The sequence below is a fragment of the Rhizobium sp. SG741 genome, assembly GCF_012275435.1.
Classification (GTDB): Bacteria; Pseudomonadota; Alphaproteobacteria; order Rhizobiales; family Rhizobiaceae; genus Rhizobium; species Rhizobium lusitanum.
In genome coordinates this window covers 108794-134379 of sequence record NZ_JAAZQP010000009.1, presented here as the reverse complement: position 1 = coordinate 134379, position 25586 = coordinate 108794, and the positions used below count along the sequence as shown (strand labels likewise).

The window sequence follows — 25586 nt, the reverse complement described above, 5'->3', positions numbered from 1 at the left end:
AACAAGCTTCGCTGATTTCAACGTCGGAAACAGGCCGCCTAGGTCCACAAACAGGCGGCCCCGAAATTCCAATCCCTCCATGGCCAAGCCGTCTTAAATCGTTCGCTGTCGGATAATCCTTCAGGAAATTCCAGACCCTTTTGAACGAAAGGCGCGCCCTTTGCCTCATAGCTCCGTCTTGTAAAATCCAACTATGGTACGGCAGAAATCGCTGTGCTACCGTTCGATAAATTCGAAATTCTTAGCTTTTTTCAATGGAGTTTAGACGGATGCCTATGCTGACTGTCCGAGATGACACGCGTCTTTACTACAAGGATTGGGGCACCGGGCCGGTGGTGGTCTTCAGCCACGGATGGCCTCTTAGCAGCGATATGTGGGAAAATCAGATGATGTTCCTGGCATCCCAGGGCTATCGCGTTGTGGCGCACGATCGGCGAGGCTTTGGCCGGTCGGATCAACCCTGGCATGGCTACGACCACGATACTTTCGCAGACGATTTGGACGAGCTTATTCGAGCGCTCAATCTCATGGATGTCACGCTTGTCGGCTACGCCATGGGTGGTGGCGAAATCGCCCGTTATATCGGCCGGCACGGAACTGAAAGAGTTTCCCGCGTTGTCCTCATCGGCGCAACAACTCCGAAGCTTGCGCAAAGCGCGGACTATCCGTGTGGCGTTCCTGAGCCTGTCTTCGAAGGGGTCCGTGCTGGTTTGAGAGCCGACAGGGCGGAATTCATGCGCGGTTTCGCAAGATTGTTTTTTGGAGCGGACCGGGACGGCTCGTCGGTTTCCGAAGGAAGCATGATTCAGTTGCACCAGATCGCTATGCAAGGGTCGCTGAAGGCGGCACACGACGCGATTACCGCCTGCGCAGCGACGGATTATCGCGGCGACATCGAGAAGTTCGACGTTCCCGTGTTGATCATTCACGGAGAAGACGACGCATTCGTCCCATTCAAGGCAACCGCCGAACAAGCAATTCGGCTGATGCCCGATGCGGTGCTCAAGGTTTACGGAGGCGCTCCGCATGGGCTTTTGTTTACGCATAAGGACAGGCTGAACGAAGACTTGCTTGGCTTTCTGCAGCAATGAGCGACGGTGCGTCCTTGGGTTACACCGGCGATCCAAATCTGTTCCGCTCCTTGCCGATGGGAATTTTCCGTCTTTCCGCCAAAGGGGCATGGGAGCTCATTGCCGAACTTACTCCTTCGGAAAGCCATGGTGAGGCGATTGAGCTGAGCCAGAACGTCAGTTGTACGCTCGGCAACGCCTGCCTGATTACAGATGCAAACCCAAGTGCTTGTGCGCTGCTGCACATCGAAAATCCAGGTACCATCGCAATGGCTCCCGTTGCATCTGTCTTCCCGGAAGACACGCTCAGGCTGTTTGCAGATGGTCTATATCGACTCTTTCAGGGGCAAAAGGCGATTGCTTATGACGGCAGCTTAACCATCGCCGGCGGAGGTGAGCACCAGGTTGCCTTTAACCTTTGGCAGGGCGAAAGCGATGTCTCGCCGGACGACGTCTATCTCAGCTTTTGGAGTATCAGCGAGAGAATATCCCTCGAGCAAACCAAGGATGGTCTCCAAAGCGACCTCGCCCGTTCTGCCCGTATCTCCCTGCTAGGAGAGATGACAGCCTCGATCGCTCATGAAGTCAATCAACCGCTTGGCACCATTGTTGCGAGTGCTGAGGCCGGATTGCGATGGCTCTCCAGAGATGAACCCGACATTGCTGAAGTTCAGCAGCTGCTTGAGCGCATTGCGAAAAATGGCAAGCGAGCAGCCGGCGTCATAACGACAATGCGGGCGTTGGCGAGCAACAAAAAGTCAGAGCGCCTGCCGGCAGACATCAATTCTGTTGTCGAGGAAGCGATCCTTCTGTTGCGAACCGATCTTGCCAAACGTCAGATCACGCTACGCCTTGATCTTTCGTCGAACCTGCCGTCGGTAAAAGCCGACAAAACGCAGATATTGCAGGTTATCGTAAATCTCGCATTGAATGCTGCGCAAGCCATGTCGGACGGGCATGCGTGGAATAGGACCTTATGCATTCGCACCCGGCGCGGTATCGCAGATGTCGCCGTGGAGGTCGAGGATAGTGGACCTGGCATTGACGCCCATGTTCGCGAACGGCTTTTTGAAAGCTTCTTTTCTACGAAGGAAACCGGCATTGGCATGGGCCTTGCCATTTGCCGTTCGATTATAGAAGCACATGGTAGCCAAATCGAGCTCCAGTCGACCCCTCATTTGGGTGCACGATTCAGCTTTGCCTTGCCGGCAGAACAGGTGCAGACCGATGGATAAGGTGATGAACCGCTCACAGGACGGTACTCGCGGTAAATCGACCTGCATCTCAATTCGGTTTTGATATGAATATGAATTCGACACCCATTGTGCATGTCATTGATGATGACCTGGACCTACGTCTTTCGCTTGATAGCTTACTTCGGTCCGTCGGCTTGAAAACCGTGCTTCACGAGACAGTTCCGGATTTCGCTGTTTTCACGACCTCGGATGGCCCGCGTTGTGCACTGGTCGACGTGCGCCTTCCCGGCTTCAGCGGGCTCGATTTCCAGGACCAACTCATAATGAGCGAAAAGTCCATCCCGCTGATCTTCATGACTGGCTTCGGCGATATTCCAATGACGGTTCGGGCGATGAAGGCTGGAGCCGTCGATTTCCTTCCCAAGCCGTTTCGAGACCAGGATTTGTTAGACGCCGTCTCTCGGGCCTTGGAAATCGATCGCCAAAAAAGGTCCAGGGAATTGGAAGTTTCCTCTCTGAGGGCCCGCTATGAGGAGCTCAGCGCGCGCGAAAAGGAAGTGATGACACTCGTTGCATCGGGGTTTATGAACAAGCAGATAGCCGGCCGGCTATCCCTCAGCGAAGTTACGGTAAAAATCCACCGCGGGTCCGCGATGCGCAAGATGAATGCCCGTACTCTGGCCGACCTCATCAAGATGTCGGAAGCACTCAAATTAAACGAGAAATGAGCCGGCATCACCGGGGTAGGACCCCAATTTGCTTTAAGCTCGTGGCCAACTCATCAAAGCCAAATGGTTTGGCAACAATGACGGATGCACCGAAATTGTGAGCCTTCCTCTCCAATTCCGGCGCATCACGCCCGGTCATCAGAATGATCGGCAATTGGTGATCCGTGTGGGTGCGTCGGAGAATACTCGTCAGCTCAAGGCCATTCATCTCGGGCATGTTGATGTCGCTTATGACGCAGGCAAAGTCCAAGAGGTTCGCTCGGTTGATCAATCGTTCGGCGGAACTGAAGCTCTCAACTTTGCACCCAAACGAGCGAACTAGGCTGCTCAAAGCGGCCAAGAACTCTGCGTCATCATCGACAATTCCAATAAGTGCGGTTGGCGGCATCTCAGTTTGTTTCATGTGCGTCGATCTAGGATGCCTCTCGGCTAAGCATCGCGGGACATTCGTATCCTTAATTCATCTAGTCATAAGTTCCAGTCTGTCCGGCAGCGAGGCAATCACAGGATTAGAAAGCAAAGGTTCCATAGCTCGTCCATTCATTTCGCCCTTGATTCGCATCAAATTGGCCTCAGTCGATATAATTCGCTCTTCAGGCGGCAGCTGATCGGCTACCGGGGGTCGCCATATACCGCCGCCAGGCGCTGGGGGTCGTCCCCGTAACGCGACGGAAAATTCGCGAGAGATGAGCTTGATCAGCCAATCCGCAATCGAGTGCGATTTCGCACAGAGGAGCGTCGCTGTTCAGCATTCGATACTTGGCAAATTCCACCCTCCGTTCGACGACGTAATTATGGGGTGAAATACCGAAGGTGACCTTAAATGCTGCCGAGAAGTAACTCGTGCTAAGCTTGGCAACCTCGGCAAGTTCATCGAGCGCAATGGGATAGGATATGCGATCTTCGATGTAACTCTTCACGCGATTGATCTGCCAGGGAGCAAGGCCTCCCGAACTGCTCCGCTGGCGCTCTATCGGCTCGGCATGAACGGAGAAAGGCTTCAGCAAATGGGAAGCTTGCTTCATGAGATCGATGGCGATCGTCTCGTCATTTTCGACACAGCGGATCGCGCAAAGAAGAAGCGAGGATACCTCTTCTGCAGTTTCCGTCGTGACATTCTTGAAAGCGATGGGGGACGTATCGCGGGCGGGAACAGCAGCGGTTGCAGGCATCGTCTATCTCCAAGTGACCCTGAATTCTTTCATGGGGTCCATTTTGAGACCGATGCCATCTTCGCGGAATCGTACACTGATCCGGTTCCGGTACACGTGCGTGCTAGCAGACCATACCAAAGTATTATTGCTGGGGAATTGGAACACGCGGAAGAGGCCGCAAGGGTGCCCAGAAAAAGCAGACCCCCAGGCAAAAGGCAGGATGTTGTAGGCCTACAACATCCTGCCTCGCTTCAAGAGCCCGCGCGCAGATTTTCTGAGCTTCATGCTGGACGAGATCCGGTTCAGTTTCCTGTTCCAGGCGCTGCGTCGTAGTTGGCGGGAACCCAAAAGAAATGCCCATCCTTCGCGCTGACATGCCCAAGTCCAGGAAACGAGATATGCGCCGCGCCAATCCAGTAACCCTTTTGCGCCGCGTCCGCGAAGACGGCGAGCCGCACGCTTTCGGCCATGCCGGCGTCGCTGTCATAGGCAACCGTAATCGCCGGGTCGGGAAACTGCATCGGAGCGACGTGGACGACATCCCCCCACAGCAAGAGCTTCGCGCCGTTGCTTTCAACCTCAAAGAAACTGTGACCAGGGGTATGGCCGGGGCCGGCGATAGGCTTGATACCAGGTGCCAGCTCGTCGCCGTAGGAAAACGGCTTGAAACGCCCGGCGTCGATATAGGGCTTCAAGGACGCCTTGTCGCCTTCGAACATCGATTTCAACAGGCTCGGTGCCGCAGCCTCGTTGGCGTCCTTGAGCCAGTAGTCGGCATCGGCTTGGCTTACCCTTACCACGGCGTTTGGAAACGCCATTTTCCCATTGGGCGCAATGCCCCCGACATGATCGGCGTGCAAATGGGTCAAATAGATTTCATCGACCTGCTCCGGAGCGTAACCGGCTGCCCGCATATTCGCGATGAGATGGCCGCAACAGTCACCATAAAGGCTCCCTGCACCGCTATCGATCAGGATGAGTTTCGATCCGGTGTTGATCAGAAACGCGTTGATCGATCCCGCAACAGGAACGGAAAGTTTGCTTTCGGCAAGCAGTGCATCTGCTTCTCCCGGTGATGATTGATCGAGCGGCACACTCTGCCCATCGGCCAACGACGACTTCGTGAAAACCTTGTGGACCGGGAAAGGATGCGTGCCGTCGGACAGGGCCGTGATTTCGAAGTTGCCGAGCATCATGCGATAGAAGCCGGGCGCCTGGGTACCAACTTGGGGGGCTGCGGCAAGAGCGTGTCCGGCAAACAACATTGCCGTAAAAATCGAGCAGGCAACAAGAAAAACCACATTCAAGGCTCGGCGCGCGGCCCATCGCGATCGCCCATCGGGACCGCCGAGGAAAAGTCTACGTGTCATACGTTTCTCCTTGTGCAAGAGGACATGTCGGTTCGTTGCGCCGTGCAAACTTGCGCAGCGTCGCCGTTTGTTCAGAACTGGGATCTGAGCCGCCAATTGGCGGGGTCGTACTGCTAAGCCCGTCCGTTCGGGTGCATCCGGTGAGGGAACATATCGCTCACCCGCCGCATGCTACTCATCGGCCACACCGACTTCCGGACGATCCCCTGCTTCGACATGTTCCCGGTGCCAGGAGCCATCCTCGGATTGAAAGAGGATCTCGGCGTCCCGGCCCTCGAGTTGTTGCCTGCGGGCAGCACGATGGGCCGCGGCTCGCGCATCGGAGTGGCTGGCATATGGCTCGGACCAGACGTCGCCAAGTCGATAGGCCCAGCCGCCGTCATGCCGGCCAATGTGATAAGTCAGATGCATCGGTGCGCTTTCTTCTTTCATCGTCATTCCATGGGTTGATGCCAAGGCATGCGGCTATTGTAGGAGAGGCCAGCCGATGAGTATTGTCTGTTTCTATGCTCCATGGACGTTTCTCCTTTAGGCTCATGTCGGGGGAAGCTGCAGCATTCCAAGGGATTAAAACGGCAAACAACAGGCGGTCTCTTTCCGGGACGTGCTCAGAGTTGGCGCGTTTGAGTCAAAGGGCGGAGGCGCCTAGCTGGCGGCCATAATCCGCGATATATTTGCCCACAGGCAGGCGCTCTTGCTCGTATCGAGCCAGTGCTTCCGGCAGATCATCTGAGCCCATCAAGGCCTCTCGAAGTGCGAGGACATCGCCTGCGGCCTTCGAGACACCCATGGCCGTGTGCGGCCGAACGACAAAGGCCGCGTCGCCGACCAAGGCCATATGGGCAGATACCATCTTCGCAGCTTCGAAGTCGAAAATACCCTGGATGGAGGGCTGGGGTTCCGCTTCGACCGCCATGGCAAGCTGCGGCGGCAGCATCGAAAGAGCATCCTTTTGCAGGATTTGCAGGCGCTCGTCGGAGAGGGCACCGCGCGGGAGCGAATAATCAAATATCCTGCCATCCGCGGCGGTGAATTCCGTCCGCAGATCGTTCCCCGCCACTGGTCGATACCAGACCCAGTTGTACCTGCGCTCGCCGCGCCCGGTTTCGCCATGTGGGCCAGGCACCAGATAGCCAAGGACGTGGATCCCGCCGGTGATATAGAAGGCAAACCTGTCCAGCAGGATCGCGGCCTCCTGTGGCAATGCTGTCTCGGGGACGAGACCGCGCCAGGCGACGTAACCGGCGAAACGATTGCTTGCGTCCCGGTTCAGAAGAGGGCGAACGACCGAACCAAGTCCATCGGCGCCTATGACCAAATCAGCTTCCTCACGCCCGCCATCGGCGAAAATGATCTGCGCACCCTCAAGGCTCTCGACCACGCTGTCTATGGGATGTCCGATCATATAGCTATCGGCGGTCATATGTGATGCGACGGTCGAATACAGAAAATCCCAGGAAATCTGCATTTGCGGCGTCGCGAGACGTTCGGCAATGCTTCCATCCCGGTTGAAGTAGATCCGCTCGTCGGCGACCACGCCGACGCGAGCTACATGTTCGCATCCAATCACACGCAGGATACGGAAAAGATCCCGTTGGCCGACGAGCCCTGCTCCCCGCCCGGCAAGACCGGACGAAGAGCGTTCGTAAATTCTGACGTCGTGGCCATCGCGCTGGAAGAGGATGCCGGCGAACAAGCCGGCAAGCGATCCTCCGACGATCCGAATACGCAACCGCTTCATGATATTCTCCTATCGAGCCTGAGCGGCGGTTGTCGAACGGGTACGATGTCCAGCTACGCGAACCACCAAGGCGAGAAGAGCAAGCAGGGCGCCGAGAGCACTGACGCCGAACCAGCCGGCATAACTCCAGGCAGCGGTCGCCAGGGCAGCACCGACCGCCCCACCAAGGAACATCGCGGTCATGAAGATCGTGTTCAGACGGCTGCGAGCGTCGGCATCAAGCGCATAGACGATATGCTGGTTCGATACGAGCGCACTCTGGATGCCGAAATCAAGAATGACCACGCCAATCACGAGTGCCGTAAGCGAAGCCCAAAGACCGAAGATGACCCAAGCGACCAGAGTGAGCAAGGCGCCCATCCAGACGACGAAATCGGGTCCGCGACGGTCGGCGATCTTACCGGCAAGCGGCGCCGCAAAGATACCGGCCGCGCCAACGATGCCGAAGAGACCAGCCACGTCTGCGCCGAGATGGAAACGCGGTGTTGCCAGGTAGAGTGCAAGAATCGTCCAGAAGGCCGTAAAGGAGCCGAAGAGCGCGGCCTGCATCAGCGCCGCCGTGCGCAGCGCGCGTTCCCGCCTCCACAGATGGGCAAGGGACTTGATGGCATTATGATAGGCCATCCGGGATGTTGGCCGGTGGTGAGGCAGCGCAAAAAACATGAGAGCCGCCGCGGCAAGCGCCAACGGCACGCCGATCCAGAACATCTGACGCCAGCCCGCATGCTCGCCAACGAATCCGGACAGGGTCCTGCTGAACAGAATTCCGGACAGGACGCCGGCCATGACAGTGCCGATCGTGGATCCGCGCCTGTCGGGGGAGGCGAGCGAGGCGGCGAAGGGAACGATTTGCTGGGCGACCGTGGAGCTGGCGCCAACAACGAGTGACGCCGCGACGAGCGACCAGGCCGAAGGCGCGATGGCCGCAAGCGCGAGAGCCACGGCAAGAACGATGAACTGGCCGATGATCAACTTGCGCCGGTGTACGAGGTCGCCGAGCGGGAGCAGGAAGAATAGACCCAGCGCATAGCCCAGTTGAGTAGCTGTCGGGATGAAGCCCGTGATTGGCTGGTGCTGGAACTCGTTTTCGATGATCCCGAGCATTGGCTGGTTATAATAGATATTCGCCACGGCGATGCCACTGGCTGCTGCCATCGCGAATAGGGCCGGCTTCGAAAGCTGTTTTGAACCTGCCGGCCGGTGTTGACTTATCGTGTCCATGGTCCTTGCCTTTCTGGCTGAAGAAGTATGCAGATATCTAGCTTTTTATCGAAAAACGTTTTAGTCATCTTGAATGATTGGCCTGTGTAACGGTTTTCGATATAATGGACACGAATGACGTTCTGGTCTTCACCTCCGCGGTTTCCAGCGGCAGCCTCGCCGCCGCGGCCCGGCGCCTTGGCATCACCCCCATGGTCGCGACCCGCAGACTGGCCGGGCTGGAAGCTGAGCTCGGCGTGAGGCTGCTACATCGCACCACGCGATCGCTCTCGTTGACGCCGGAGGGCGAAAGCTTCCTGCCGTTCGCCCAGGCTCTCGTCGATAACGAGGCGGCGGCGATGGCGCTCCTGCATTCCGGAACGGAAAGCGCCTCGGGGCTGCTGCGCATGTCCGTGCCAATTTCATTCGGCTTGAAGTTCATCATGCCGATCGTGCCACGGCTCCTGGAAGACAATCCTGATCTCAGAATCTCCGTCGATATGACCGACAGCCTGCCCGATCTCGTGACGACCGGAACGGACCTCGCAATCCGGATCGCCCGTCTCAGGGACAGCAGCCTTATCGCCCGCAAGCTCGCGGACAATCCTCGGGTCATCGTCGCCAGCCCCCGCTACCTTGCCCGTCGCGGCGTGCCATTGTCTCTCGACGACCTCGCCAATCACGATTGCCTGCCGCTTGCCGGCGCCACCCACTGGACCTTCCGGGAACACGGCGATGAGCGGCATGCCAGACTGAATGGACGCTTTTCTTGCAGCAGCATCGCAGGCTGTTACACGGCATGCCTTGGCGGAGCCGGTATTGCCCTGTTGTCGACCTGGTATGCCGCCGACGACATCAAAGCCGGCCGCCTGGTGCCGATCGATTTTCCAGGCGCACAACCAGAGCCGATCAACATCTGGGCCGTCTATCCGACGACACGTTTGGTGCTGCCGAAGGTCCGTGTCTTCATTGCAGCTTTGCGTACCGCGCTGGCGGAGGCCGGTATTGAAGGAACTACAGAGTGACGATCGCCGTCCTCACCCTTTCCGGCGTCATGGGCATGTCCCGGAAGCGTATGCCGGTCGCGTCAGCCAACGCATTGGCAAGTGCCGCCGAGGTCGGTCCCTGCCCGCATTCGGCCACGCCCAGAAACGGTTGACCCGGCTGTTCTTCGACGATCACATCGATCTTTTCCGGGATATCGAGGAAACGCAGGATCGGATAGGCGCTCCAGTCGAAGCTCGTACGAATCGTTTCGTTATTCGTCACCTCCTCGCGCGTGCACCAACTGAGGGATTGGATGATGGCACCCTCGATCTGGTTCTGAACACCGTTCGGACTGACGACCTCGCCGCAGTCGGCGGCTGCCTGCACTCGGTGGACGGTGATGCGGCCGGTATTCTGGTCGACGCTGATTTCCAGGCAGACCGCGCAGTAGGCGCCCAGATTCTTGTATCGTGCGAAGGCCATGCCGAAACCGTGGAAAGGTCCCCTCTTCTGCCGTTTGCGCCACCCGAAGGCATCGGTCGCGGTTTGCATGACCTGCCGTGCGCGAATATCGGCCATATGATTCATCCGCAGCTCAAGAGGATCGATATTGCCGGCAAGCGCCAGCTCATCGAACATGCTTTCGATCGAGAAGACGTTGAGATGCGCCCCCAGCGAACGCAACGCCGAGACCCTGATCGGCATGTCCTTGATGAAGTGATAAAGCACATTCATGTTCGGCAGATCGTAAAGCGGGTTGGAGTTGCGGCTTCCGTCTCCCTCCGGCATCGGGATCGGTTTGCCCTCCGGCTGCGGAAATCCGGGCACGACCTCGTTGCCGATGAGCACACCGCCGGCGCCGACCGGGCGGTTATTATGGGGATTGCTCCAGACATCGTATTTCCACGCCACGATGCGGTTGGAGGCATCCAGGCCGGCATCGACCTCCGTGACCATGCCTGGACCGAGCGGCTCCCATCCGAACTCCTGCTCCCGCATCCATTGCAGACGGACCGGCCGGCCGGGAACGGACATGGCGATATAGGCAGCCTCGGCGGCGACATCGTCCGCGCCGTTCTGACCATAGCAGCCTGCACCCTCCACGTGGATCGCGCGGATTTTGCCGATCGGCCGTCCGAGCAACTCCGAAGCGACGCGGCGCACGTCATAGGTACCCTGGCTATGGGTCCAAATTGTCAGGAGATCGTCCTTGAACAAGGCGATCGCACACGAGGGGCCGATGGAACCGTGACTGATCCATCTGCGCGTGTAGCGCGCCGATACCGTCTTGACGGGCGCGGCAACGGGATGGGCCACATCGAGGATGACGATGTCGCGGGCCGGAAGCGCCTTCAACGTGTCGGTCACATCGCCTGTCGGGAACGGCGCCCCGGCTGGCTCATAGTCGGACGCCTGGAGCTTTCGCATCAACTTGATCGCGTCCCATTCCCTCTCAGTGACGACAGCGGCGAAATCGCCGTTCTGGACGAACTTGAAGACCTTTGGCATTGCTTCGATTTCGGCGGCTGGCGGCAGCTTCAAACGCGTCCGTTCGCTCGGCCCGCGCAGCATGCGAGCATGCAGCATGCCCGGCAGCCGCATGTCGTGAATAAATGCCTGCCCACCGGTTGTCTTGGCGGGAATATCGAGCCGAGGAAGGTTCGTGCCCATCGTGCGGAACTGGGCCTTCTTCCGCAACGGCGCGTCGGCGATCGCCTCGACATGAAGTGAGAGCGTAGCCGCGACCTCGCCGTATGAGACGCTGCGACCATCGGGCGCGAGGATGCTGCCGTCGCCGCTCGTGGACAATTGTCCGGCTTCGACCTGCAATCGCTCCGCTGCCATTTGCAGAAGCAGCATACGGACATTGGCCGATGCGTTGCGGATCGCGGTGCCGCTATCTTGCATCGAATGGCTACCCGCGGTCAGCCCCTCATCGGGCGTTCTCGCCGTATCGACCGTTACGAGCGCTACCGACGCGGGTGGCAGATCGAGCTCTTCCGCAGCAACCTGCAACAGTGCGGTCCTGATGCCCTGGCCAAGTTCAGCCTTGCCGGTGAAGACAGTCGCATGTCCCTTACTATCGAGCTGGATCCAGGAGTCGAGATACGGCCACGACTTCAGGCTTCCTGGAAGTCCGGGAGCGACGACTTCCGGACCAGCACCTCCTTCGCCCCCGCCAGCAAGCTGCCCAAATGCCGGCCGAGTAAGCGCAAATGCAACTGCGATGCCGCTCGCACCGAGAAAGGAGCGCCGGGTCAACCCCGTGTTCTGCCTGGCGTTCATTGCGCACCTCCGTCCATAGTGGCAGAGGAGATCTCACGGCTCGCCCGATGTACCGCCCTCAATATTCGTGCATGCGTTCCACAACGGCAGAGATTGGACTGCATGTGCACGCGAATTTGCTCCTCGCTCGGCGAAGGATTTCGGTCGAGAAGAGCCTGCGCACGCATGATCATGCCGGCGATGCAATAGCCGCACTGGGCAGCCTGTTCGTCCTGGAACGCCTTCTGGACAATGTTTGGCTTCTCGACCGAGCCCAGTCCCTCGATGGTCCGCACCTTCCTGCCGTCAAGGAGGCCAACGGGCGTCAGGCAGGAAAAAATGGGTTTGCCGTCAATATGCACCGTGCAGGCGCCGCATTGTCCGAGGCCACATCCGTATTTGGCGCCGTTCAGCTCCAGATCGTCGCGCAGCACGTAGAGAAGCGGCGTATCCGGCTCGGCTTCCACGACGTGGTCCTTGCCATTGACATTGATCGAGATGGTCATTCCGCGTTCTCCTTGCGAATGTCGGCAACGGTCGCTTCCAGGTCCCGCCATGCCGGCTTGTCGGTGAAGCGGGCGCGAGCATAGGCGAGCAGGTCCGCTAGCTGCCGATCGGTCACGGTGCCGGAAAAGGACGGCATGTACGCTCCCTTTTCCCCAGGCGCCGCGATACCCTGCAGCAATGCCTGCACGGAGTTTCTCGGATCGTCGGCCTTCAGGTCGGTCGTAAATGAAAGCAGCGGTCGCCCGTTGAGGTTCATCGGCGCACGCGGCGCATGACAGCCTGAGCATGCGCCATCAAAAAGAAGATCGGCATCAGGATGCGCCGCAGCAGCAGCGGAACGGTTATCCATGGCGGGTTCCGCATCAACCGCCCGCTCACCGGATATCGGAGCGGGATGCATCCGGGAATCGATATAGACGGCGATCGCCTCGACATCCGCGTCGTTGAGGCGGGAGAGCCCTTCGACTACCGGCCCCATCGGTCCGCCTGCCGCGCCATGGCCGCTATCGGACCCCCTCTTGAGATATGCGAAAAGGGAGGCAACGTTCCATCTGGCGGCGGAAGGGTTTGTCTCGTCCAACGCGGGCGCATTCCAGCCCTCCGCCACGCCGCCGGCGAATTCCCGTCCGCTCTCCTCGCCGCCGGCGAGATTGCGCGGCGTATGGCAGCCGCCACAATGGGCAAGGCCGTCCACCAGATACTTGCCGCGGTTCCAACTGGCGCTTTCGCTCGCCAGAGGCTGGAATTCCGTCTGCCTCAGGAAGAGCAGCTTCCAGCCGGCCAGTAACGGCCGAAACCCAAGGCCCGGAAGCAATTGGTTTTCCGGCGCCTGCCGCGCGACCGGCTGGCGGGTCATCAGAAACGCATAGATGGCTTCGAGGTCCTCGTCGCTCACATGGGTAAAATGCTCGTAGGGCAAGGCCGGATAGAGATGGCTTCCGTCCCGAGCGACGCCCTGCCTCATCGCGCGGCTGAAGGCAGCAAGCGACCAGGTGCCGATCCCCGTCTTCTCGTCAGGAGTGATGTTGTTCGAAAAAAGCGTCCCAAAGGGCGTCGGCAGGGCGCGCGCGCCAGCGAAGGGAGCGCCGTTCGGCGCGGTGTGACAGACGATGCAATCACCGACGGTGACAAGCTGCTCGCCCCTGACCACAAGGTTGCGATCGAAGTTTGATGCCGACGGGCGGCGGATTTTGGCAATTGGCGGCTCGTAGACGAGCCATGCCGCCAGTCCGAGTCCGGTAACGATCGCAGCCGACACGAACGCGGCTCCGATTGCCAGATATCGCTTCGAAAATTTCATGAGGGCGGTTCGCTCTGGTAAACGTTGCTTTTATTTCATTCATCGGCCTCGGCCTCTGCCGTGTCTTGTCGCGACGCCCGGCGTTTTGGATAAATCGATTGATCCTCAAACCCTTCCCCTGTCGAAGAACAATGGCAGGGCGCGCCTTACGGTCCGCACTGCATTGCACCTATGCGAAAGGGGTCAGTGTCCGCGGGCCTTACGGGTGCTGCGGCTAGCGATGGCACTTCTGACGGCGTCGAGAAGGAGCGTCACCAATGCCAGCACTGCGACGGTCGCCACCCCGATATCCACCGCGAACGAGAGGCTCGCCCAGGTCGCGATCTTACCCAGCAACAGTGCGACGACGGCCTGGGCCAGATAAGCAACGAGGAACAGCGCCGAGAGCGTTGCGCCTCTGTGCGTTACGGGAGCTGCGGCGTTGACCAACGATAGCCCCCCAAGAAGGAGCAGGCTGTAGGCCATCCCGCTGCCGATCTGGGCAATTGTATAGAAGACCAGCGAGTGCAAGGCCCCGGCGAGCGCCAGCAATCCCGAGGAAACGATGGCGATAACACTACCCGCGAGCATGACCCTGCCAGGCTTGGTACCTCGCGCCGGAAGGGTGGCAATGGCGGAGGAAATCGCAAATAGAGCGATCGTGCCGCCGTTGACGAGCGCATTCTGCGACGCAATGATATCCCGCGCCACCTGCGCGCCAAGAGAAAGCGTCATGGCTCCGAGCACATAAGAGGCCGTCACGGCGGCCGTTGCCGTCACGAACGTCGCAAATACGCCGTTTGGGATGGAAGGCAACCTCGGCCGCCAGCGGCCGGCTGGCCGCGACGCCGTATGGTTCGGCAGCATCCAGGTTGCAACCATAACGACGACAAGAACCGCAGTCAGGACAACGAAATTCAATCGCGTCGGCAGAGGCGCATATTCGATCAATGCGCCGCCGGCCAGAGCTGCGCCGATCATGCCAAACGCCTGGGCGGCTGCCGTCGCACTACCGGCCTGGGCGGTCCGGCCGGGCGCGCTGAACTCGACCACCGCTGCAGCAGACGGCCCAGCGGACAGACCCACGCCGACGCCCATGAAGGCCCTGCCGATGAAGATCCAGTCCACATCCGGCGCAAGCGCAAACATGATCGTGCCCGTCAGGGACGCCGCAAGACCTAGCAGCATTGCCTCCCTGCGCCCGATATAGTCCGACACATTGCCGAAGACTACGAGCATGAGGACGACAAAGACCGGATAGACGGCGAAGATCGCCGTGGTCGTGAAGGTCGTCAGATGCCATTCCTGCGCATAGAGCGGATACGTCAGGGCAGGAGCGGCACTGGTCCAGATCGTATGAGCAACGACGGCCGCAGCCGTCAGGAAGCTCGCCTTTCTTCCGAGAACCTTACGCCTCATGATCGTGCCTCCGTCATAGGACTGAATTTGAAGGTCTCGCCCTCCTTGCTGACACTTCCGACACCGGGATAGGTCCAGTGGTAGCCAAGAAGAATGGCACTGTCTCGTGCGGCTCGTTCCAGCAATGCGCGGCGCGTGGTTCTCGCCGTTTCGGGATGCATGTCAAAGCCGAAGCTCCAGTCGGGATGTTCAACGGAAACGATCTGGCTGGCGGTCGCATCGACGGTGATGATCAACGGCACGTCGCCGTCCAGCACGAGCGAGATGTGTCCCGCCGTGTGGCCAGGCGTCGAGAGAACCCTGAGACCGGGTATAATCTCGTCGCCATCTTCGACGAATGTCACGCGATCCGCGATGGCTTGAAGGTCGCGGCGAGCGCCGGTGACAAAAGGCTGAATTGCCTCTGGCAAGGCGCTTGCCTCTTCTCCCATCCAGAATTCCCATTCCGAGCGCGTGATGTAATAGCGCGCGTTGGAGAAACGCAGCGTTCCGTCCTCACGTATCATGCCCCATATATGATCGGGATGGGCATGCGAGAGGATGATCTTTGTAACATCCCCTGCCTTTACACCAACGGAGTTCAGATTGCCTTCAAGTTGCCCCTCGCCCGGCTGGAAAAGCGACCCCGCACCGACATCGACAAGAATGACATCGTTTGCCGCGATGATCAGGGGAATGTTGGACTGCGCTTCCGCGACGTTATCGGCTCCGGCAAGCCGGGCGACGATTTCCTCTCGTTCACCATCGGTCGCCTGGGGCGCGAAGATTTCTCCGTCGAGCACGATCGGTCCGTCGGACAGCACCGTGACATCGAAGAGACCATGCTTGAAGTTGTGAAATGTCATTGGTTTGTTCATTTGCCAAACTCCTGTGTTTCCATGAACCAGATGTCGGCGAATTCGATCGAGATTGAAATTGGCTACAGAAGCTATGCATTGTTCACTATTACTGAACGATTGGGCGCCAAATTCAATTGGAATCGCCAAGACATCGCCTAGGCAATGGTCTACCGCTGGTGGGCTGCAGTCTGGAACGCGCCATGCAATATCTATCTGATCCCATTGTACAATTTGTGTTTCTCGTCGCCATGCTGACAGTGGCGCATTCTGCCCTGCCACGGCACAAGGCGGTACGCTTCGCCGTCGATGTCGCTTTCTTCGCAACCCTGACTGCTGTTCTTTTGGCGAATGGGGTTGCGCCCTATTCGGCGGTGGTCAACGCTTCCGATTTGTGGCACCGGCTGTTTTATGGTCTCGCAAAGACGATCTGGTGGCTCGGTGGCGCGATGATGCTCGTCAGTTGCATCAGGCTATTCCTGATCTTCGAGCGTCGCCCCCGCGAAGCCCGATTCGTCCAGGACTTGATCGCCGGGATCATCTATGTCGGGGCAGTCCTTTCCGTGGTGGCCTATGTGTTCAGCGTGCCGGTTGGCACGCTGATCGCAACATCGGGAGCCTTTGCGATTGTCCTCGGCTTTGCGCTGCAAAGCTCGCTATCCGATGTCTTTTCCGGCATCGCACTCAATCTCGGACGCCCATATAGAGTCGGTCACTGGATCATTCTCGAAAACGGTGTCCAAGGTCGTGTGATCGAGACCAATTGGCGAGCCACCCATCTGTCCAACGCGGCAAACGACCTCGTGGTCATCCCGAACAGCGCGCTAGCAAAATCGCAACTGGTCAATCTCAACAGTCCCGACGAAACCCATGGGATTACGCTGTCGATCAGGCTTGCGCCGACGCGACCGCCAGCAGCCATGGCGCAATTGCTCGATACGGTCATGTTGGCAAGCAACCATATTTTGCGCGCTCCGGCACCGACGGTTTCGATCGTCAACCTCAGCAAGGAGGCCATAGAATTTGAACTGGCGTTTCGTCTCGGCAGCATATCTGAGACACTCACCGCAAAGAACGAGATCTACGATCTGGTGTTCCGGCACGCACAGGCGGCGGGGATATCGCTTGCCAGTGACAACACGCTCGTTGCACCCTCCCTCTTGCAGCTCGCGACGGCATCAGAGGCACCGCCTGAAACGTCGTCGCAACTCATCAAGACGCTGCCGTTGTTTTTGGCACTGACCGAAAAGGAGCGCGAAACCCTCTCGAACGCGGCCGTTCGGCGAACCTATGCAAAGAGCGCCGAGATCCTGTCTCAGGGGGAACGCTCGTCTGCATTGATGCTCGTCGAGAGCGGCGTGGTGATGGTGGTGCGGCAGGAGGATGGAGGGGACATCGAGCTCAATCGGCTCTCGCCTGGCGATTTCTTCGGCGAGCGCGGTCTATTGATCGGGGCGGAGGAGCCCGGCCGCATCGTCGCGCTCACACCGGTCGTCACCCGTCAGATAGGCCGAGATCAGCTTTGCGAAATCTTGCGGGATCGTCCGGCTCTTGCGGAAGATATCGGCTTGACGCTTGCCGATCGCCTTGAGCAGGAAAGGCGTCTTCAGGGCGTCGGCGACATGCATGCGCAGCATGCGCAAACATTGGCCAACCGCATCCGCCATCTCTTCCAGCTGCCGCATTCAGCGACGGCCTGATTGACGCCTTCAGGGCTGGCTAGGGGTCCATCGACATGGCTGCAACATCAGTCCAATCGGCCAGAGGCCGGCGCGTCGCCCTCGGGAAGCGCTCCGTCCAGACCGTTGTCTTCGGTCGATGTCTTCGTAACGAGAACCTCGAGCGAAAGGTCTTCCATTTCCGGCAGGCTCGCAATACCGTCGCGAACATGGGCATCGGCGATCCTCTTCTTTTCGACCATTCAGACGTCCTTTTTCAAATTTCGATCCGTTCACCAATCATCCTTTCGCCCGATCCGAACGTCTTGAATATCCGCATTCAGACTTAAACATGCAGCCCGCATCAAAACGGCGAACTGCGGATAGCGAAATGGATCGAATATGATTGAACGCCCCGTTACCAATGAGGTTCGATTGTTGATGAGATCATCAGCGCCGCCGGGTCGTGAAAGTTAAGTGAAAAAACCGTCCCTCCATCGCTACCAACGCTGGAGGGACTGCTGAGGGATAACCCGCGTAGTTCGGCGCAGGGAAATCCCTAGGCTGCGACATCATGCTTTTCCCTTGCACGCCTCGCAATGCTCTCCGCAAACAGCGGCGTCTCGCCTTTATTGTGCGCCGACGATGCTTCCTGGCGGGTTTTCGCGGCGTCGGCTAAATTGATGTTGTTCTTCTCGCAGAATGCAAGAAATTCGTCCGTGGCGAATGCCCGTACATGGTTGGTGTATTCGCAACGACCGGCGTCGATCGCCTTGGCGCTCAATTCCCAAATGACCTGCACCTTGGTCCGACCGTGAGCGGTCAAGACGTCCGAAATGGAGACCATCTTGCAATAGTCGGGCCGGGCAACCTCGGCAATGTAGTGCTGGATCACCAGGCTACCGCCGATTGTTTCAACTTTAATCGACGTCCGACGGCCATCATCCGCCCAGGTGGCACCGGCGGCAATATGGTCGGGGGAGCAACGCTGATATTCCGCATCGGGCAGGCTGAACAGCCACTCGGCTATATCGACATTCTCGATTCCAACGTCGATGAGATGGGTGTAGCTGGAATCCGACATTTGACGATCAGACATTTCAATCTCCTTTGAAGAGATGGGCGGAAGTCGCTTTGAAATCGACTTCCCGGAATTGACGCGAGTCGGATTTTGCCGCCCCCGCATTTGCCGGAACATCGCTCGATATGCTCAGGGCCAATCAGAGACGAGTTAATCGCCCTCTGGCGTTTCAATCTGGGCAAGGGGAGCACAGACGGCGAGAATGGCGGGGACGACAAAGCACCAAATGGGAGCGAGGATGTATGCCAGTGCTCCCGCCCCACAGCCCAGCGCAAAAATGACGACTGCCAGAACCATCCGCTTGAGACGCGAATAAGCAACCGTCGTGTTCTCCGATTTGCCCCCTGCGGCGATGTCTGCAAGATCGAGCATGATCTGCGTCGTCGTTCCGGTCATGAGGGTCGAAGGCGGAGACTTTGGGAGGTGAGCCCGATGGATGCCGTTTTGCACCGCCATGGCGGCGACGAGGACCATGCCCATTGCGAAGGCTGCCGGGCTGTTTGGATCGTTGAACGGCCCATAGATTAGGGCGACGGCAAATGCGGCGAGGAGCAGAACCAGCTTGCCCAAAAGCAGGGACCGCAGCACTGGCCGCCCGCTTCGCCTCAACACAATTCCGATTATCCGAGATGCAAAGACGACGACACAAAAGACAGGAAGAGCGAGAAGCTTTGACAGCACGCCACCCGTGCCCAGCGCTATCGATGCGCCCAAGGTCACGAAATTGCCGGTTACGTGGGCGGTAAACAATCCGCCAAGCGCCAGAAAGCCGACAGTGTCGACATAGCCGCCATTGAAGCTGAGGAGAAGGGGAAGAGGGATATTTTTCATTAACTGAGCCCTGTTGGAAATCCAGCCTGTGATCTGGCGCTCTGAGCAGTGCTTCGATCGGGAGACCTGCGGCTGCGCAAAGGCGTAGCCGCAGGCCGGCTTCAGACCGTCAGGCCTTGATAAAGGCGAGCAAATCCGGGTTGATGACGTCTGCATGAGTGGTCAGCATGCCGTGCGGATAACCCTTGTAGACCTTGAGCGTACCGTTCTTGACGAGCTTGACGGAAAGCTCACCGGAGTCGGCGATCGGAACGACCTGGTCGTCATCGCCATGCATCACGAGCGTCGGCACGGTGATCTTCTTGAGGTCTTCGGTCTGATCGGTTTCGGAGAAGGCCTTGATGCCGTCATAGTGGGCCTTGACGCTGCCCATCATGCCCTGGCGCCACCAATTCTGGATCACGCCGGGATAGATCTTGGCGCCTTCACGGTTGAAACCGTAGAACGGACCTGTGGGGAAATCGACGAAGAGCTGTGCGCGGTTTTCTGCGACGCCTTTGCGGATGCCATCGAAGACTTCCATCGGCAAGCCGCCCGGATTGGATTCAGTCTTCAGCATCAGCGGCGGAACCGCGCTGACGAGAACAGCCTTGGCGACACGCCCCTGCGGCTGGCCGAACTTCGCGACGTAGCGGGCAACCTCGCCGCCGCCGGTGGAGTGGCCGATATGAACGGCATTCTTCAGGTTCAGGTGCTCGACGACGGCGGAGGCGTCGGCAGCGTAGTGATCCATGTCATGGCCTTCCGCGACCTGCGACGAACGGCCGTGGCCGCGGCGGTCGTGTGCAACGACACGGAAGCCGTGCTGCAGGAAGTAGATCATCTGGGTGTCCCAGTCGTCGGAGGAGAGCGGCCAGCCGTGGTGGAAATGGATCGGCTGGGCGTCCTTCGGACCCCAGTCCTTGTAGTAGATCTGCACGCCGTCTTTCGTTTCGATGAAGCTGGTGGTCATTGGCGGAAATCCTTCTTTCTGTACGGAGTTGGTTTTGGAAAGGGCGAGCGATGGCATCACCATTGCGGCGGAAAGCGTTGCGCCGGCAAGCAGTGTCTGCCGGCGGGAAAACATCATCACTTCCGGGTCGTGAGACATAGGCGTTCCTCTTCGATTACACACCCATGAAGTAGCCTGTGAAGAGCGCCCCACTCTTGTCTGATAGTCGCGTTGTTTGGACGAAGCTAAGGTGACGAGGGCTTGGCATTCACGACTTTTCTCAACCCCTCGACCCGGCGTCACCAGGCGAAACTCAGCTGCGCTCCGAGATAGTTGCCGTCGCGGCCGCCGGCATGGCGGATGGCATTGCCGATGTCATAGTGAACCGCTTCGATCGCACCGGTGAGGTTGGTCGTGAACGTGTAGTCCAGCCTGATCTGCCCGTAGGCTCCCGTCCAAGCGCCGCCTCGACCGGCGGTTCCGAGCAGCGGCTGGCTGGGCTGGACATAGATCGCGTCTGCCGTCGTTTGCCGCCATAGCAACCCGACCGCGCCGGTAAGCGTCAGCTTGTCGTTCGGCTTCACGGTGACCGAAGGCTTGAGGTGAATGAGGTTGGCATAACCTGTGTAACCGGCAAGCGAGAAGTAATAGCCGTTTGGAAACAGCGGATTGAATGTGCCGACGGTGTTATCGCCGGGATGACGGTCGCCGGAGGCGATATCGAATTGGAGGCCTATGCGGGGCGTCCAAGCAACATCTTCAAAGGTATAGCCGCCGCGGGCGCCGAATGCCCAAGCTCTTATGTCCTTGTCGCCGACGGTACCGAACTGCCCCATGCCTTCAATATCCCAGTCGACCGCGCTGTGGTTGCCGGCAAAGCGGGCATCGACTATGTGCCGATCCTCATCGCCTGAAGCGTCGAGATAATGCGCATTCCGGCGCTGGTAGAGCGAATAATAGGCGCTCAGCTCGTTGCCGTCGAACACCTGACGCTCGATGCGTAGGGTGCTGAAACGGAAATCGCCATTGGACGTGTCGTCGAACGGCCTCTCATTCCTGTATTGCACGGGCTGGCTGACGAAGCCGATGAAGCGCCAGGGGTCCGCCTCCCAATCGGCCCACACCGCATCGAAGGATTGGCGGACGTTTGGGCCGTCACGCGACGAGACGAAACGCTGCAGATCGAACGCGAAATCTTGCCGGCCGACCCGGGCCTTGAAGGTTCCTGCGTCGAATGTATGAGAGTAACTGACGAACGCGAGACGAAGATCTACCTTGTCGGCATCAGCCGGACCGATGTCCTTCTTGCCAAAGGCGCGATCGTCTTCGAACTGCGTGAAGACCTGCCAATCGTCAAAAAGATGCAGGTCGATGTGGAACTGTGCACGCTGAATGACATAATTGTCGCGCTCGACACCGCCTATTCCAAAGGCCGGCGAGCGATTGCTCTCGAAACGTTCGCGCAGGTTGGCCCCGAACGAAACATAGGTTCCAGACTGGCTTCCCGACAGCGGAACATATTTGAGTGCATCAAGCGGTGCCGTTCTGAGCGTCGGATCTACCAGCACCGACCAATTCTCCTGCCAGCGATTGGATTGGATCGAAGGGCGCTTCTGCTTTTCCGGCTTGTCGGCAGCGGACGCTGCCGACGACACGCACGAGGCAGCCGCCGCAATCAAGATCAAGACGCATTGCGCGCGCATATCAAACTCCGAAACCGAGATGCACCGGGATCGTGACGATCCCCTTTAAAGATTACTGCGATGAAAGCGAATGAATCTCGGCAACATAGCCGCCCGGGAATTCGACCATCGCGGCCTGGCGCTTGTCGGAGCTGTAGGCATTGACCAGGACCGTCGCTCCGTTCGCCTTGGCCTTGTCGAGCGTCGCTGCGAGATCCGATACTTGGTATCCCGTCGTCTCATGACCGTAGGGGAACGGCAGATGCCCGTCCGTGACAAGCACGGTCATCTTGCCGAAAACAGACTCGATGCGAATACGGCGGAACGTGTCGTCGGGGCGGCCGATTTCGATGCCCGAGGCTTTCTTGTCGTCCGAGACGACCTTGCCTTGAGAGAAAGCAAGGAATGCCTTGACGAAATTGCTGACGACATCCGGAGACACATAGACCCGGTTTTCCGGAATCGTCTCGAAGGCGGCATAAGCCGGTTTGCTCGTGTGCCAATACAGCTGCATGTTGACCCCGCCCGGCCATTGAACAACCACATCGCGGCCGATCGGATCGGGGAAGACGCCGACAACGACCGAAGCACCGGCGGCGCGGGCGGCAGCGATCGCCTGATCCATGTCTGTAACCAGATATCCGGTTCGCTCATAGCCGAACGGATAAGGGATCGGCGTCTTGAAGCCGAAGAGCGACACGGTTCCGACCGGCGTCTGCAGGAGCTGCGAGCTCGTGCTGCTCGGTGTCGGCGTCACCGTGGCGACGACCTGCTTGGTGCTGGTGCCACCAAAGGTACCAAGAAAGCTGCTGACGAAGCTGTCCACTTTGTCTGGATCGACGTAGACATGCGAGGTGTCATATTGCGAACCGACGCCAAGCTGCGGGTGTGTGGCCCGGGCAAGCACGGCACCAGTCGGCATCAAGACAAGGGCGGTCAGAAGTCCGATCGTGTAAGCATAACGGGTAAGCATGTCTTAAGCCTCCATAGTCATTGAGATATCCCGACCGAGATCGAGCCAGGCTACTAGCAGGAAGCCACCGACAAGACCAAGATGTTCGAAAAAAGAATTGGCCGCCATGAAGCGCTCCATTCCGGGAGGTAGCTCCCAGAAGCGAAGCGCCAGGAAAGTGGCCAGAAGCGTAAAGGCGGCGAGCGCAAGCGCACCCAGCCAGCGAAAGAACCCGGTGAGGATCATTGCCGAGGCGACAAGTTCAAGGATGATGACCAGAACCGCGAGAACGGGTGCAGGAGACAGGCCGAAATGGTTCATTTCGCCGATCGCGCTATTGAAGTCGGTGAGCTTGTCGAGACCCCCCTGCAGATAGGCGGCACAGAGGCCGAGATAGGCGACAAAGCGCATCCATGGCGCCCCGAAAACGGGGCGCGCTATCCCAGCAAATTTGCTTTCAAGAGCGTGCATCTCGTTCCTCCTCATACTGCCCAGCAGGCGCAACCGAGGGCTCCGAAGAAGCCCTTGAGATCAGAGATCGGCAACTTCGACGTCCAGGCATTGGCGTGGGCATGACCGTGGACGTTGCAGTCGTTGGCGCAGCCGCAGGAGGCGATCAGGCGGCGATGCAGCGAATTTCTTCCCGCACCCTCCGGCTCACCCCAGGCGGCATAGCCCTTGAAGCTGCGCACCGGCGACCAGTCGGGCATGGCGGGCGGAACGGGGTTTTCATCAAGCTCGGCGAAGGGGCCAGCGCCGTAGACGATCTTTCCGCCAACCATGGTGAGTTCGGAGGAGAGGAAGGAAATCTCGTCCTCGGCGCAGGCAAAGAAATCCTTGTCCGGCACGATGAGATCGGCGAACTGGCCTTTCTCGATGCGGCCTTTCTTGCCTTCCTCGTTGGAGAACCAGGTGACGTTCTCCGTCCACATTCGCAGCGCCGCCTCGCGATCGAGGCAGTTGGCACGAGGATAAAGTTGCATGCCGCCAATCGTCTTGCCGGTGATCATCCAGGAAAGCGACACCCAGGGGTTGTAGGAGGCGACGCGGGTGGCATCGGTGCCGGCAGAAACCTTCACGCCTTTATCCAGCATGCGGGCGATCGGTGGCGTTGCTTCTGCTGCGCCATGACCATAGCGTTCGACGAAATATTCGCCCTGATAGGCCATGCGGTGCTGGACGGCGATGCCACCGCCCAGAGCGGCAATGCGATCGATCGACTGATCGGAGATCGTCTCGGCATGGTCGAAGAACCAGTTCAGACCTTCGAGAGGGATGTCCTGGTTGACTTTCTCGAAGACGTCGAGGGCACGGCTGATGGTTTCGTCGTAAGTGGCATGCATGCGCCAAGGCCAGCGGTTCTCGGCAAGAACGCGGACGACCTCCTCCAGTTCGCCTTCCATCTCCGGCGGCATGTCGGGACGCGGCTCACGGAAATCCTCGAAGTCGGCCGCGGAAAAGACCAGCATCTCGCCGGCGCCGTTGTGGCGGAAATAGTCATCGCCCTGCTTGTACTTTACAGAGCTCGTCCAGTTGAGGAAATCTTCCTTCTCCTGCTTCGGCTTCTGGGTGAAGAGGTTGTAAGCCAGCCGCACCGTCATCTGATCTTCGTCGGCGAGTTTCTGGATGACGGCATAGTCGTCGGGATAGTTCTGGAAGCCACCGCCTGCATCGATGACACCGGTCACACCGAGACGGTTCAACTCGCGCATGAAATGACGGGTCGAGTTGACCTGATAGTCGAAGGGTAGCTTCGGCCCCTTGGCGAGCGTGGAATATAAGATGCCGGCATTGGGTTTGGCGAGCAGCAAGCCAGTCGGATTGCCATTGGTATCGCGCGTAATCTCGCCGCCAGGCGGGTTCGGCGTGTCCCTGGTGTAGCCGACAACACGCAGAGCCGCGGCATTCAGGATCGCGCGATCATAAAGATGCAGGATGAAGACCGGGGTATCGGGTGCGATCGCGTTGATCTCGTCGATGGTCGGCAGGCGCTTTTCGGCAAACTGGTGCTCGGTGAAGCCGCCGACGACGCGAACCCATTGCGGCGGCGGTGTGATCGCCACCTGCCGCTTCAGCATGTTCATCGCGTCGGCAAGCGAGCGCACGCCGTCCCAGCGCAGTTCCATGTTGAAATTCAGGCCGCCGCGAACGACGTGCGTGTGGTTGTCGATCAGGCCCGGCAAGACGCGCTTGCCCTTGAGGTCTATCACCCGCGTCCCCGGACCGGCCAGCGCCATGACCTCGGCGTCGTGGCCGACGGCGAGAAACTTGCCGTCCTTGATTGCAACGGCGCTAGCACTTGGATTTGTGCGATCAAGCGTCTTGATCAGGCCGTGATGCAGGATGAGGTCGGCGGTCGTATTTTCCATTGTCTTCGTCCTCGGTTGGAAAGGGCATCAGGCCTTATCGGAAGGCGTGGTATCGGCGGGCCGATCGCCTTTCGGCAGGTGGCCGAACACGTGCGGCTTGATCTGATGCATCCAGGAGACGGCGGCCGGCTCCTTGTTGATCAGGGTCTTGGCGAAGGGAATGATTTGCTCTCCGACGAGGATACCGAGGAGACCGACGAGGGCGATGACGGGCGGAGCCGGCGAACGGACGTTCAGCAGGCTATAAACGATACCGACGAGCAAGCCCGCCCCGAGTGAGAGAAGGTAAATTTTCACGAGTATCTGTCCTGTGGGGTTAGCGCGTTGGCG

Annotated in this window: 25 protein-coding genes; 5 read left to right on the top strand and 20 right to left on the bottom strand. The window is 58.9% G+C overall.

The features are described 5' to 3' along the window. Nucleotides 1–269 precede the first annotated feature (269 nt). From FHT29_RS22445 to FHT29_RS22435, 3 genes are all read left to right on the top strand, one after another. A complete protein-coding gene (locus FHT29_RS22445) occupies nucleotides 270–1091 on the top strand; it encodes an alpha/beta hydrolase (protein WP_047557420.1) in 822 nt (273 codons plus the stop codon). Continuing rightward, nucleotides 1088–2305, top strand: coding sequence for an ATP-binding protein (locus FHT29_RS22440; protein ID WP_052212293.1), 1218 nt, complete (start codon nucleotides 1088–1090; stop codon nucleotides 2303–2305). Before FHT29_RS22445 ends, FHT29_RS22440 begins: the two co-directional genes overlap by 4 nt. Nucleotides 2306–2376: 71 nt before the next feature. After that, nucleotides 2377–2994, top strand: a complete 618-nt coding sequence (locus tag FHT29_RS22435; RefSeq protein WP_052212323.1) for a response regulator — start codon at nucleotides 2377–2379, stop codon at nucleotides 2992–2994. 7 nt (nucleotides 2995–3001) lie between these two features. On the opposite strand, the gene FHT29_RS22430 is transcribed toward FHT29_RS22435, so the two are convergent. The 6 genes from FHT29_RS22430 to FHT29_RS22405 form a co-directional block, all read right to left on the bottom strand. Further along, the gene (locus FHT29_RS22430; RefSeq protein ID WP_051963909.1) at nucleotides 3002–3397 is read right to left on the bottom strand and encodes a response regulator; all 396 of its coding nucleotides are present in this window, start codon (nucleotides 3395–3397) and stop codon (nucleotides 3002–3004) included. 190 nt (nucleotides 3398–3587) lie between these two features. Beyond that, nucleotides 3588–4166: an AraC family transcriptional regulator gene (locus tag FHT29_RS22425; RefSeq protein WP_168600138.1), complete on the bottom strand. Its 579-nt coding sequence runs from the start codon at nucleotides 4164–4166 to the stop codon at nucleotides 3588–3590. 284 nt (nucleotides 4167–4450) lie between these two features. Then, complete coding sequence (locus FHT29_RS22420) at nucleotides 4451–5614, bottom strand: MBL fold metallo-hydrolase (RefSeq protein WP_246703076.1); 1164 nt, start codon at nucleotides 5612–5614, stop codon at nucleotides 4451–4453. 75 nt (nucleotides 5615–5689) lie between these two features. Further along, nucleotides 5690–5929, bottom strand: coding sequence for a DUF2188 domain-containing protein (locus FHT29_RS22415; RefSeq protein WP_037198775.1), 240 nt, complete (start codon nucleotides 5927–5929; stop codon nucleotides 5690–5692). A gap of 217 nt (nucleotides 5930–6146) precedes the next feature. Continuing rightward, nucleotides 6147–7259 (bottom strand): FAD-dependent monooxygenase, encoded by a 1113-nt coding sequence (locus FHT29_RS22410; protein WP_168600137.1) that lies wholly within the window; start codon nucleotides 7257–7259, stop codon nucleotides 6147–6149. A gap of 9 nt (nucleotides 7260–7268) precedes the next feature. Further along, complete coding sequence (locus FHT29_RS22405; protein ID WP_168600136.1) at nucleotides 7269–8480, bottom strand: MFS transporter; 1212 nt, start codon at nucleotides 8478–8480, stop codon at nucleotides 7269–7271. 104 nt (nucleotides 8481–8584) lie between these two features. Between FHT29_RS22405 and FHT29_RS22400 the strand changes: the two genes are divergently transcribed. Further along, nucleotides 8585–9484: a LysR family transcriptional regulator gene (locus FHT29_RS22400; RefSeq protein WP_047557433.1), complete on the top strand. Its 900-nt coding sequence runs from the start codon at nucleotides 8585–8587 to the stop codon at nucleotides 9482–9484. Here the strand turns inward: FHT29_RS22400 and FHT29_RS22395 are convergent. From FHT29_RS22395 to FHT29_RS22375, 5 genes are all read right to left on the bottom strand, one after another. Further along, entirely contained in the window at nucleotides 9474–11732 is a 2259-nt protein-coding gene (locus tag FHT29_RS22395; protein ID WP_047557435.1) for a molybdopterin cofactor-binding domain-containing protein, read from the bottom strand. The genes FHT29_RS22400 and FHT29_RS22395 overlap by 11 nt on opposite strands. Further along, nucleotides 11729–12217, bottom strand: coding sequence for a (2Fe-2S)-binding protein (locus FHT29_RS22390; RefSeq protein WP_047557437.1), 489 nt, complete (start codon nucleotides 12215–12217; stop codon nucleotides 11729–11731). Before FHT29_RS22390 ends, FHT29_RS22395 begins: the two co-directional genes overlap by 4 nt. After that, a complete protein-coding gene (locus FHT29_RS22385; RefSeq protein WP_047557440.1) occupies nucleotides 12214–13518 on the bottom strand; it encodes a c-type cytochrome in 1305 nt (434 codons plus the stop codon). The genes FHT29_RS22390 and FHT29_RS22385 overlap by 4 nt, the downstream gene beginning before the upstream one ends. A gap of 183 nt (nucleotides 13519–13701) precedes the next feature. After that, a complete protein-coding gene (locus FHT29_RS22380; RefSeq protein ID WP_047557443.1) occupies nucleotides 13702–14916 on the bottom strand; it encodes an MFS transporter in 1215 nt (404 codons plus the stop codon). Further along, nucleotides 14913–15773, bottom strand: a complete 861-nt coding sequence (locus FHT29_RS22375; protein WP_047557446.1) for an MBL fold metallo-hydrolase — start codon at nucleotides 15771–15773, stop codon at nucleotides 14913–14915. The genes FHT29_RS22380 and FHT29_RS22375 overlap by 4 nt, the downstream gene beginning before the upstream one ends. Before the next feature lie 182 nt (nucleotides 15774–15955). On the opposite strand from FHT29_RS22375, the gene FHT29_RS22370 reads away from it, so the two are divergent. Continuing rightward, nucleotides 15956–17452 (top strand): mechanosensitive ion channel family protein, encoded by a 1497-nt coding sequence (locus tag FHT29_RS22370; RefSeq protein ID WP_168600135.1) that lies wholly within the window; start codon nucleotides 15956–15958, stop codon nucleotides 17450–17452. 47 nt (nucleotides 17453–17499) lie between these two features. On the opposite strand, the gene FHT29_RS22365 is transcribed toward FHT29_RS22370, so the two are convergent. From FHT29_RS22365 to FHT29_RS22325, 9 genes are all read right to left on the bottom strand, one after another. After that, a complete protein-coding gene (locus tag FHT29_RS22365) occupies nucleotides 17500–17673 on the bottom strand; it encodes a hypothetical protein (RefSeq protein WP_168600134.1) in 174 nt (57 codons plus the stop codon). Nucleotides 17674–17969: 296 nt separating this feature from the next. Next, on the bottom strand, nucleotides 17970–18509 hold the full coding sequence (locus tag FHT29_RS22360) for a hypothetical protein (protein ID WP_047557449.1): 540 nt from the start codon (nucleotides 18507–18509) through the stop codon (nucleotides 17970–17972). A 132-nt stretch (nucleotides 18510–18641) separates the two neighbouring features. Then, a complete protein-coding gene (locus FHT29_RS22355) occupies nucleotides 18642–19322 on the bottom strand; it encodes a YoaK family protein (RefSeq protein WP_047557452.1) in 681 nt (226 codons plus the stop codon). Nucleotides 19323–19431: 109 nt separating this feature from the next. Next, complete coding sequence (locus FHT29_RS22350; protein WP_047557455.1) at nucleotides 19432–20412, bottom strand: alpha/beta hydrolase; 981 nt, start codon at nucleotides 20410–20412, stop codon at nucleotides 19432–19434. Between the two features lie 140 nt (nucleotides 20413–20552). After that, a complete protein-coding gene (locus FHT29_RS22345) occupies nucleotides 20553–21956 on the bottom strand; it encodes an alginate export family protein (RefSeq protein ID WP_047557457.1) in 1404 nt (467 codons plus the stop codon). Between the two features lie 52 nt (nucleotides 21957–22008). Further along, nucleotides 22009–22857 (bottom strand): glyoxalase, encoded by an 849-nt coding sequence (locus FHT29_RS22340; RefSeq protein ID WP_112442403.1) that lies wholly within the window; start codon nucleotides 22855–22857, stop codon nucleotides 22009–22011. Between the two features lie 54 nt (nucleotides 22858–22911). After that, the gene (locus FHT29_RS22335) at nucleotides 22912–23358 is read right to left on the bottom strand and encodes a DoxX family protein (protein WP_080760561.1); all 447 of its coding nucleotides are present in this window, start codon (nucleotides 23356–23358) and stop codon (nucleotides 22912–22914) included. Between the two features lie 11 nt (nucleotides 23359–23369). Continuing rightward, nucleotides 23370–25256, bottom strand: coding sequence for an amidohydrolase (locus FHT29_RS22330; RefSeq protein WP_047557460.1), 1887 nt, complete (start codon nucleotides 25254–25256; stop codon nucleotides 23370–23372). A gap of 27 nt (nucleotides 25257–25283) precedes the next feature. Then, nucleotides 25284–25553, bottom strand: a complete 270-nt coding sequence (locus tag FHT29_RS22325; protein WP_037198727.1) for a XapX domain-containing protein — start codon at nucleotides 25551–25553, stop codon at nucleotides 25284–25286. Nucleotides 25554–25586: the final 33 nt, after the last annotated feature.

Coding starts and splice junctions, on each gene's coding strand:
- FHT29_RS22445 (WP_047557420.1), top strand. CDS start 270: ATGCCTATGCTGACTGTCCGAGATGACACGCGTCTTTACTACAAGGAT.
- FHT29_RS22440 (WP_052212293.1), top strand. CDS start 1,088: ATGAGCGACGGTGCGTCCTTGGGTTACACCGGCGATCCAAATCTGTTC.
- FHT29_RS22435 (WP_052212323.1), top strand. CDS start 2,377: ATGAATTCGACACCCATTGTGCATGTCATTGATGATGACCTGGACCTA.
- FHT29_RS22430 (WP_051963909.1), bottom strand. CDS start 3,397: ATGAAACAAACTGAGATGCCGCCAACCGCACTTATTGGAATTGTCGAT.
- FHT29_RS22425 (WP_168600138.1), bottom strand. CDS start 4,166: ATGCCTGCAACCGCTGCTGTTCCCGCCCGCGATACGTCCCCCATCGCT.
- FHT29_RS22415 (WP_037198775.1), bottom strand. CDS start 5,929: ATGCATCTGACTTATCACATTGGCCGGCATGACGGCGGCTGGGCCTAT.
- FHT29_RS22410 (WP_168600137.1), bottom strand. CDS start 7,259: ATGAAGCGGTTGCGTATTCGGATCGTCGGAGGATCGCTTGCCGGCTTG.
- FHT29_RS22405 (WP_168600136.1), bottom strand. CDS start 8,480: ATGGACACGATAAGTCAACACCGGCCGGCAGGTTCAAAACAGCTTTCG.
- FHT29_RS22400 (WP_047557433.1), top strand. CDS start 8,585: ATGGACACGAATGACGTTCTGGTCTTCACCTCCGCGGTTTCCAGCGGC.
- FHT29_RS22395 (WP_047557435.1), bottom strand. CDS start 11,732: ATGAACGCCAGGCAGAACACGGGGTTGACCCGGCGCTCCTTTCTCGGT.
- FHT29_RS22390 (WP_047557437.1), bottom strand. CDS start 12,217: ATGACCATCTCGATCAATGTCAATGGCAAGGACCACGTCGTGGAAGCC.
- FHT29_RS22385 (WP_047557440.1), bottom strand. CDS start 13,518: ATGAAATTTTCGAAGCGATATCTGGCAATCGGAGCCGCGTTCGTGTCG.
- FHT29_RS22380 (WP_047557443.1), bottom strand. CDS start 14,916: ATGAGGCGTAAGGTTCTCGGAAGAAAGGCGAGCTTCCTGACGGCTGCG.
- FHT29_RS22375 (WP_047557446.1), bottom strand. CDS start 15,773: ATGAACAAACCAATGACATTTCACAACTTCAAGCATGGTCTCTTCGAT.
- FHT29_RS22370 (WP_168600135.1), top strand. CDS start 15,956: ATGCAATATCTATCTGATCCCATTGTACAATTTGTGTTTCTCGTCGCC.
- FHT29_RS22365 (WP_168600134.1), bottom strand. CDS start 17,673: ATGGTCGAAAAGAAGAGGATCGCCGATGCCCATGTTCGCGACGGTATT.
- FHT29_RS22360 (WP_047557449.1), bottom strand. CDS start 18,509: ATGTCTGATCGTCAAATGTCGGATTCCAGCTACACCCATCTCATCGAC.
- FHT29_RS22355 (WP_047557452.1), bottom strand. CDS start 19,322: ATGAAAAATATCCCTCTTCCCCTTCTCCTCAGCTTCAATGGCGGCTAT.
- FHT29_RS22350 (WP_047557455.1), bottom strand. CDS start 20,412: ATGTCTCACGACCCGGAAGTGATGATGTTTTCCCGCCGGCAGACACTG.
- FHT29_RS22345 (WP_047557457.1), bottom strand. CDS start 21,956: ATGCGCGCGCAATGCGTCTTGATCTTGATTGCGGCGGCTGCCTCGTGC.
- FHT29_RS22340 (WP_112442403.1), bottom strand. CDS start 22,857: ATGCCGACTGGTGCCGTGCTTGCCCGGGCCACACACCCGCAGCTTGGC.
- FHT29_RS22335 (WP_080760561.1), bottom strand. CDS start 23,358: ATGCACGCTCTTGAAAGCAAATTTGCTGGGATAGCGCGCCCCGTTTTC.
- FHT29_RS22330 (WP_047557460.1), bottom strand. CDS start 25,256: ATGGAAAATACGACCGCCGACCTCATCCTGCATCACGGCCTGATCAAG.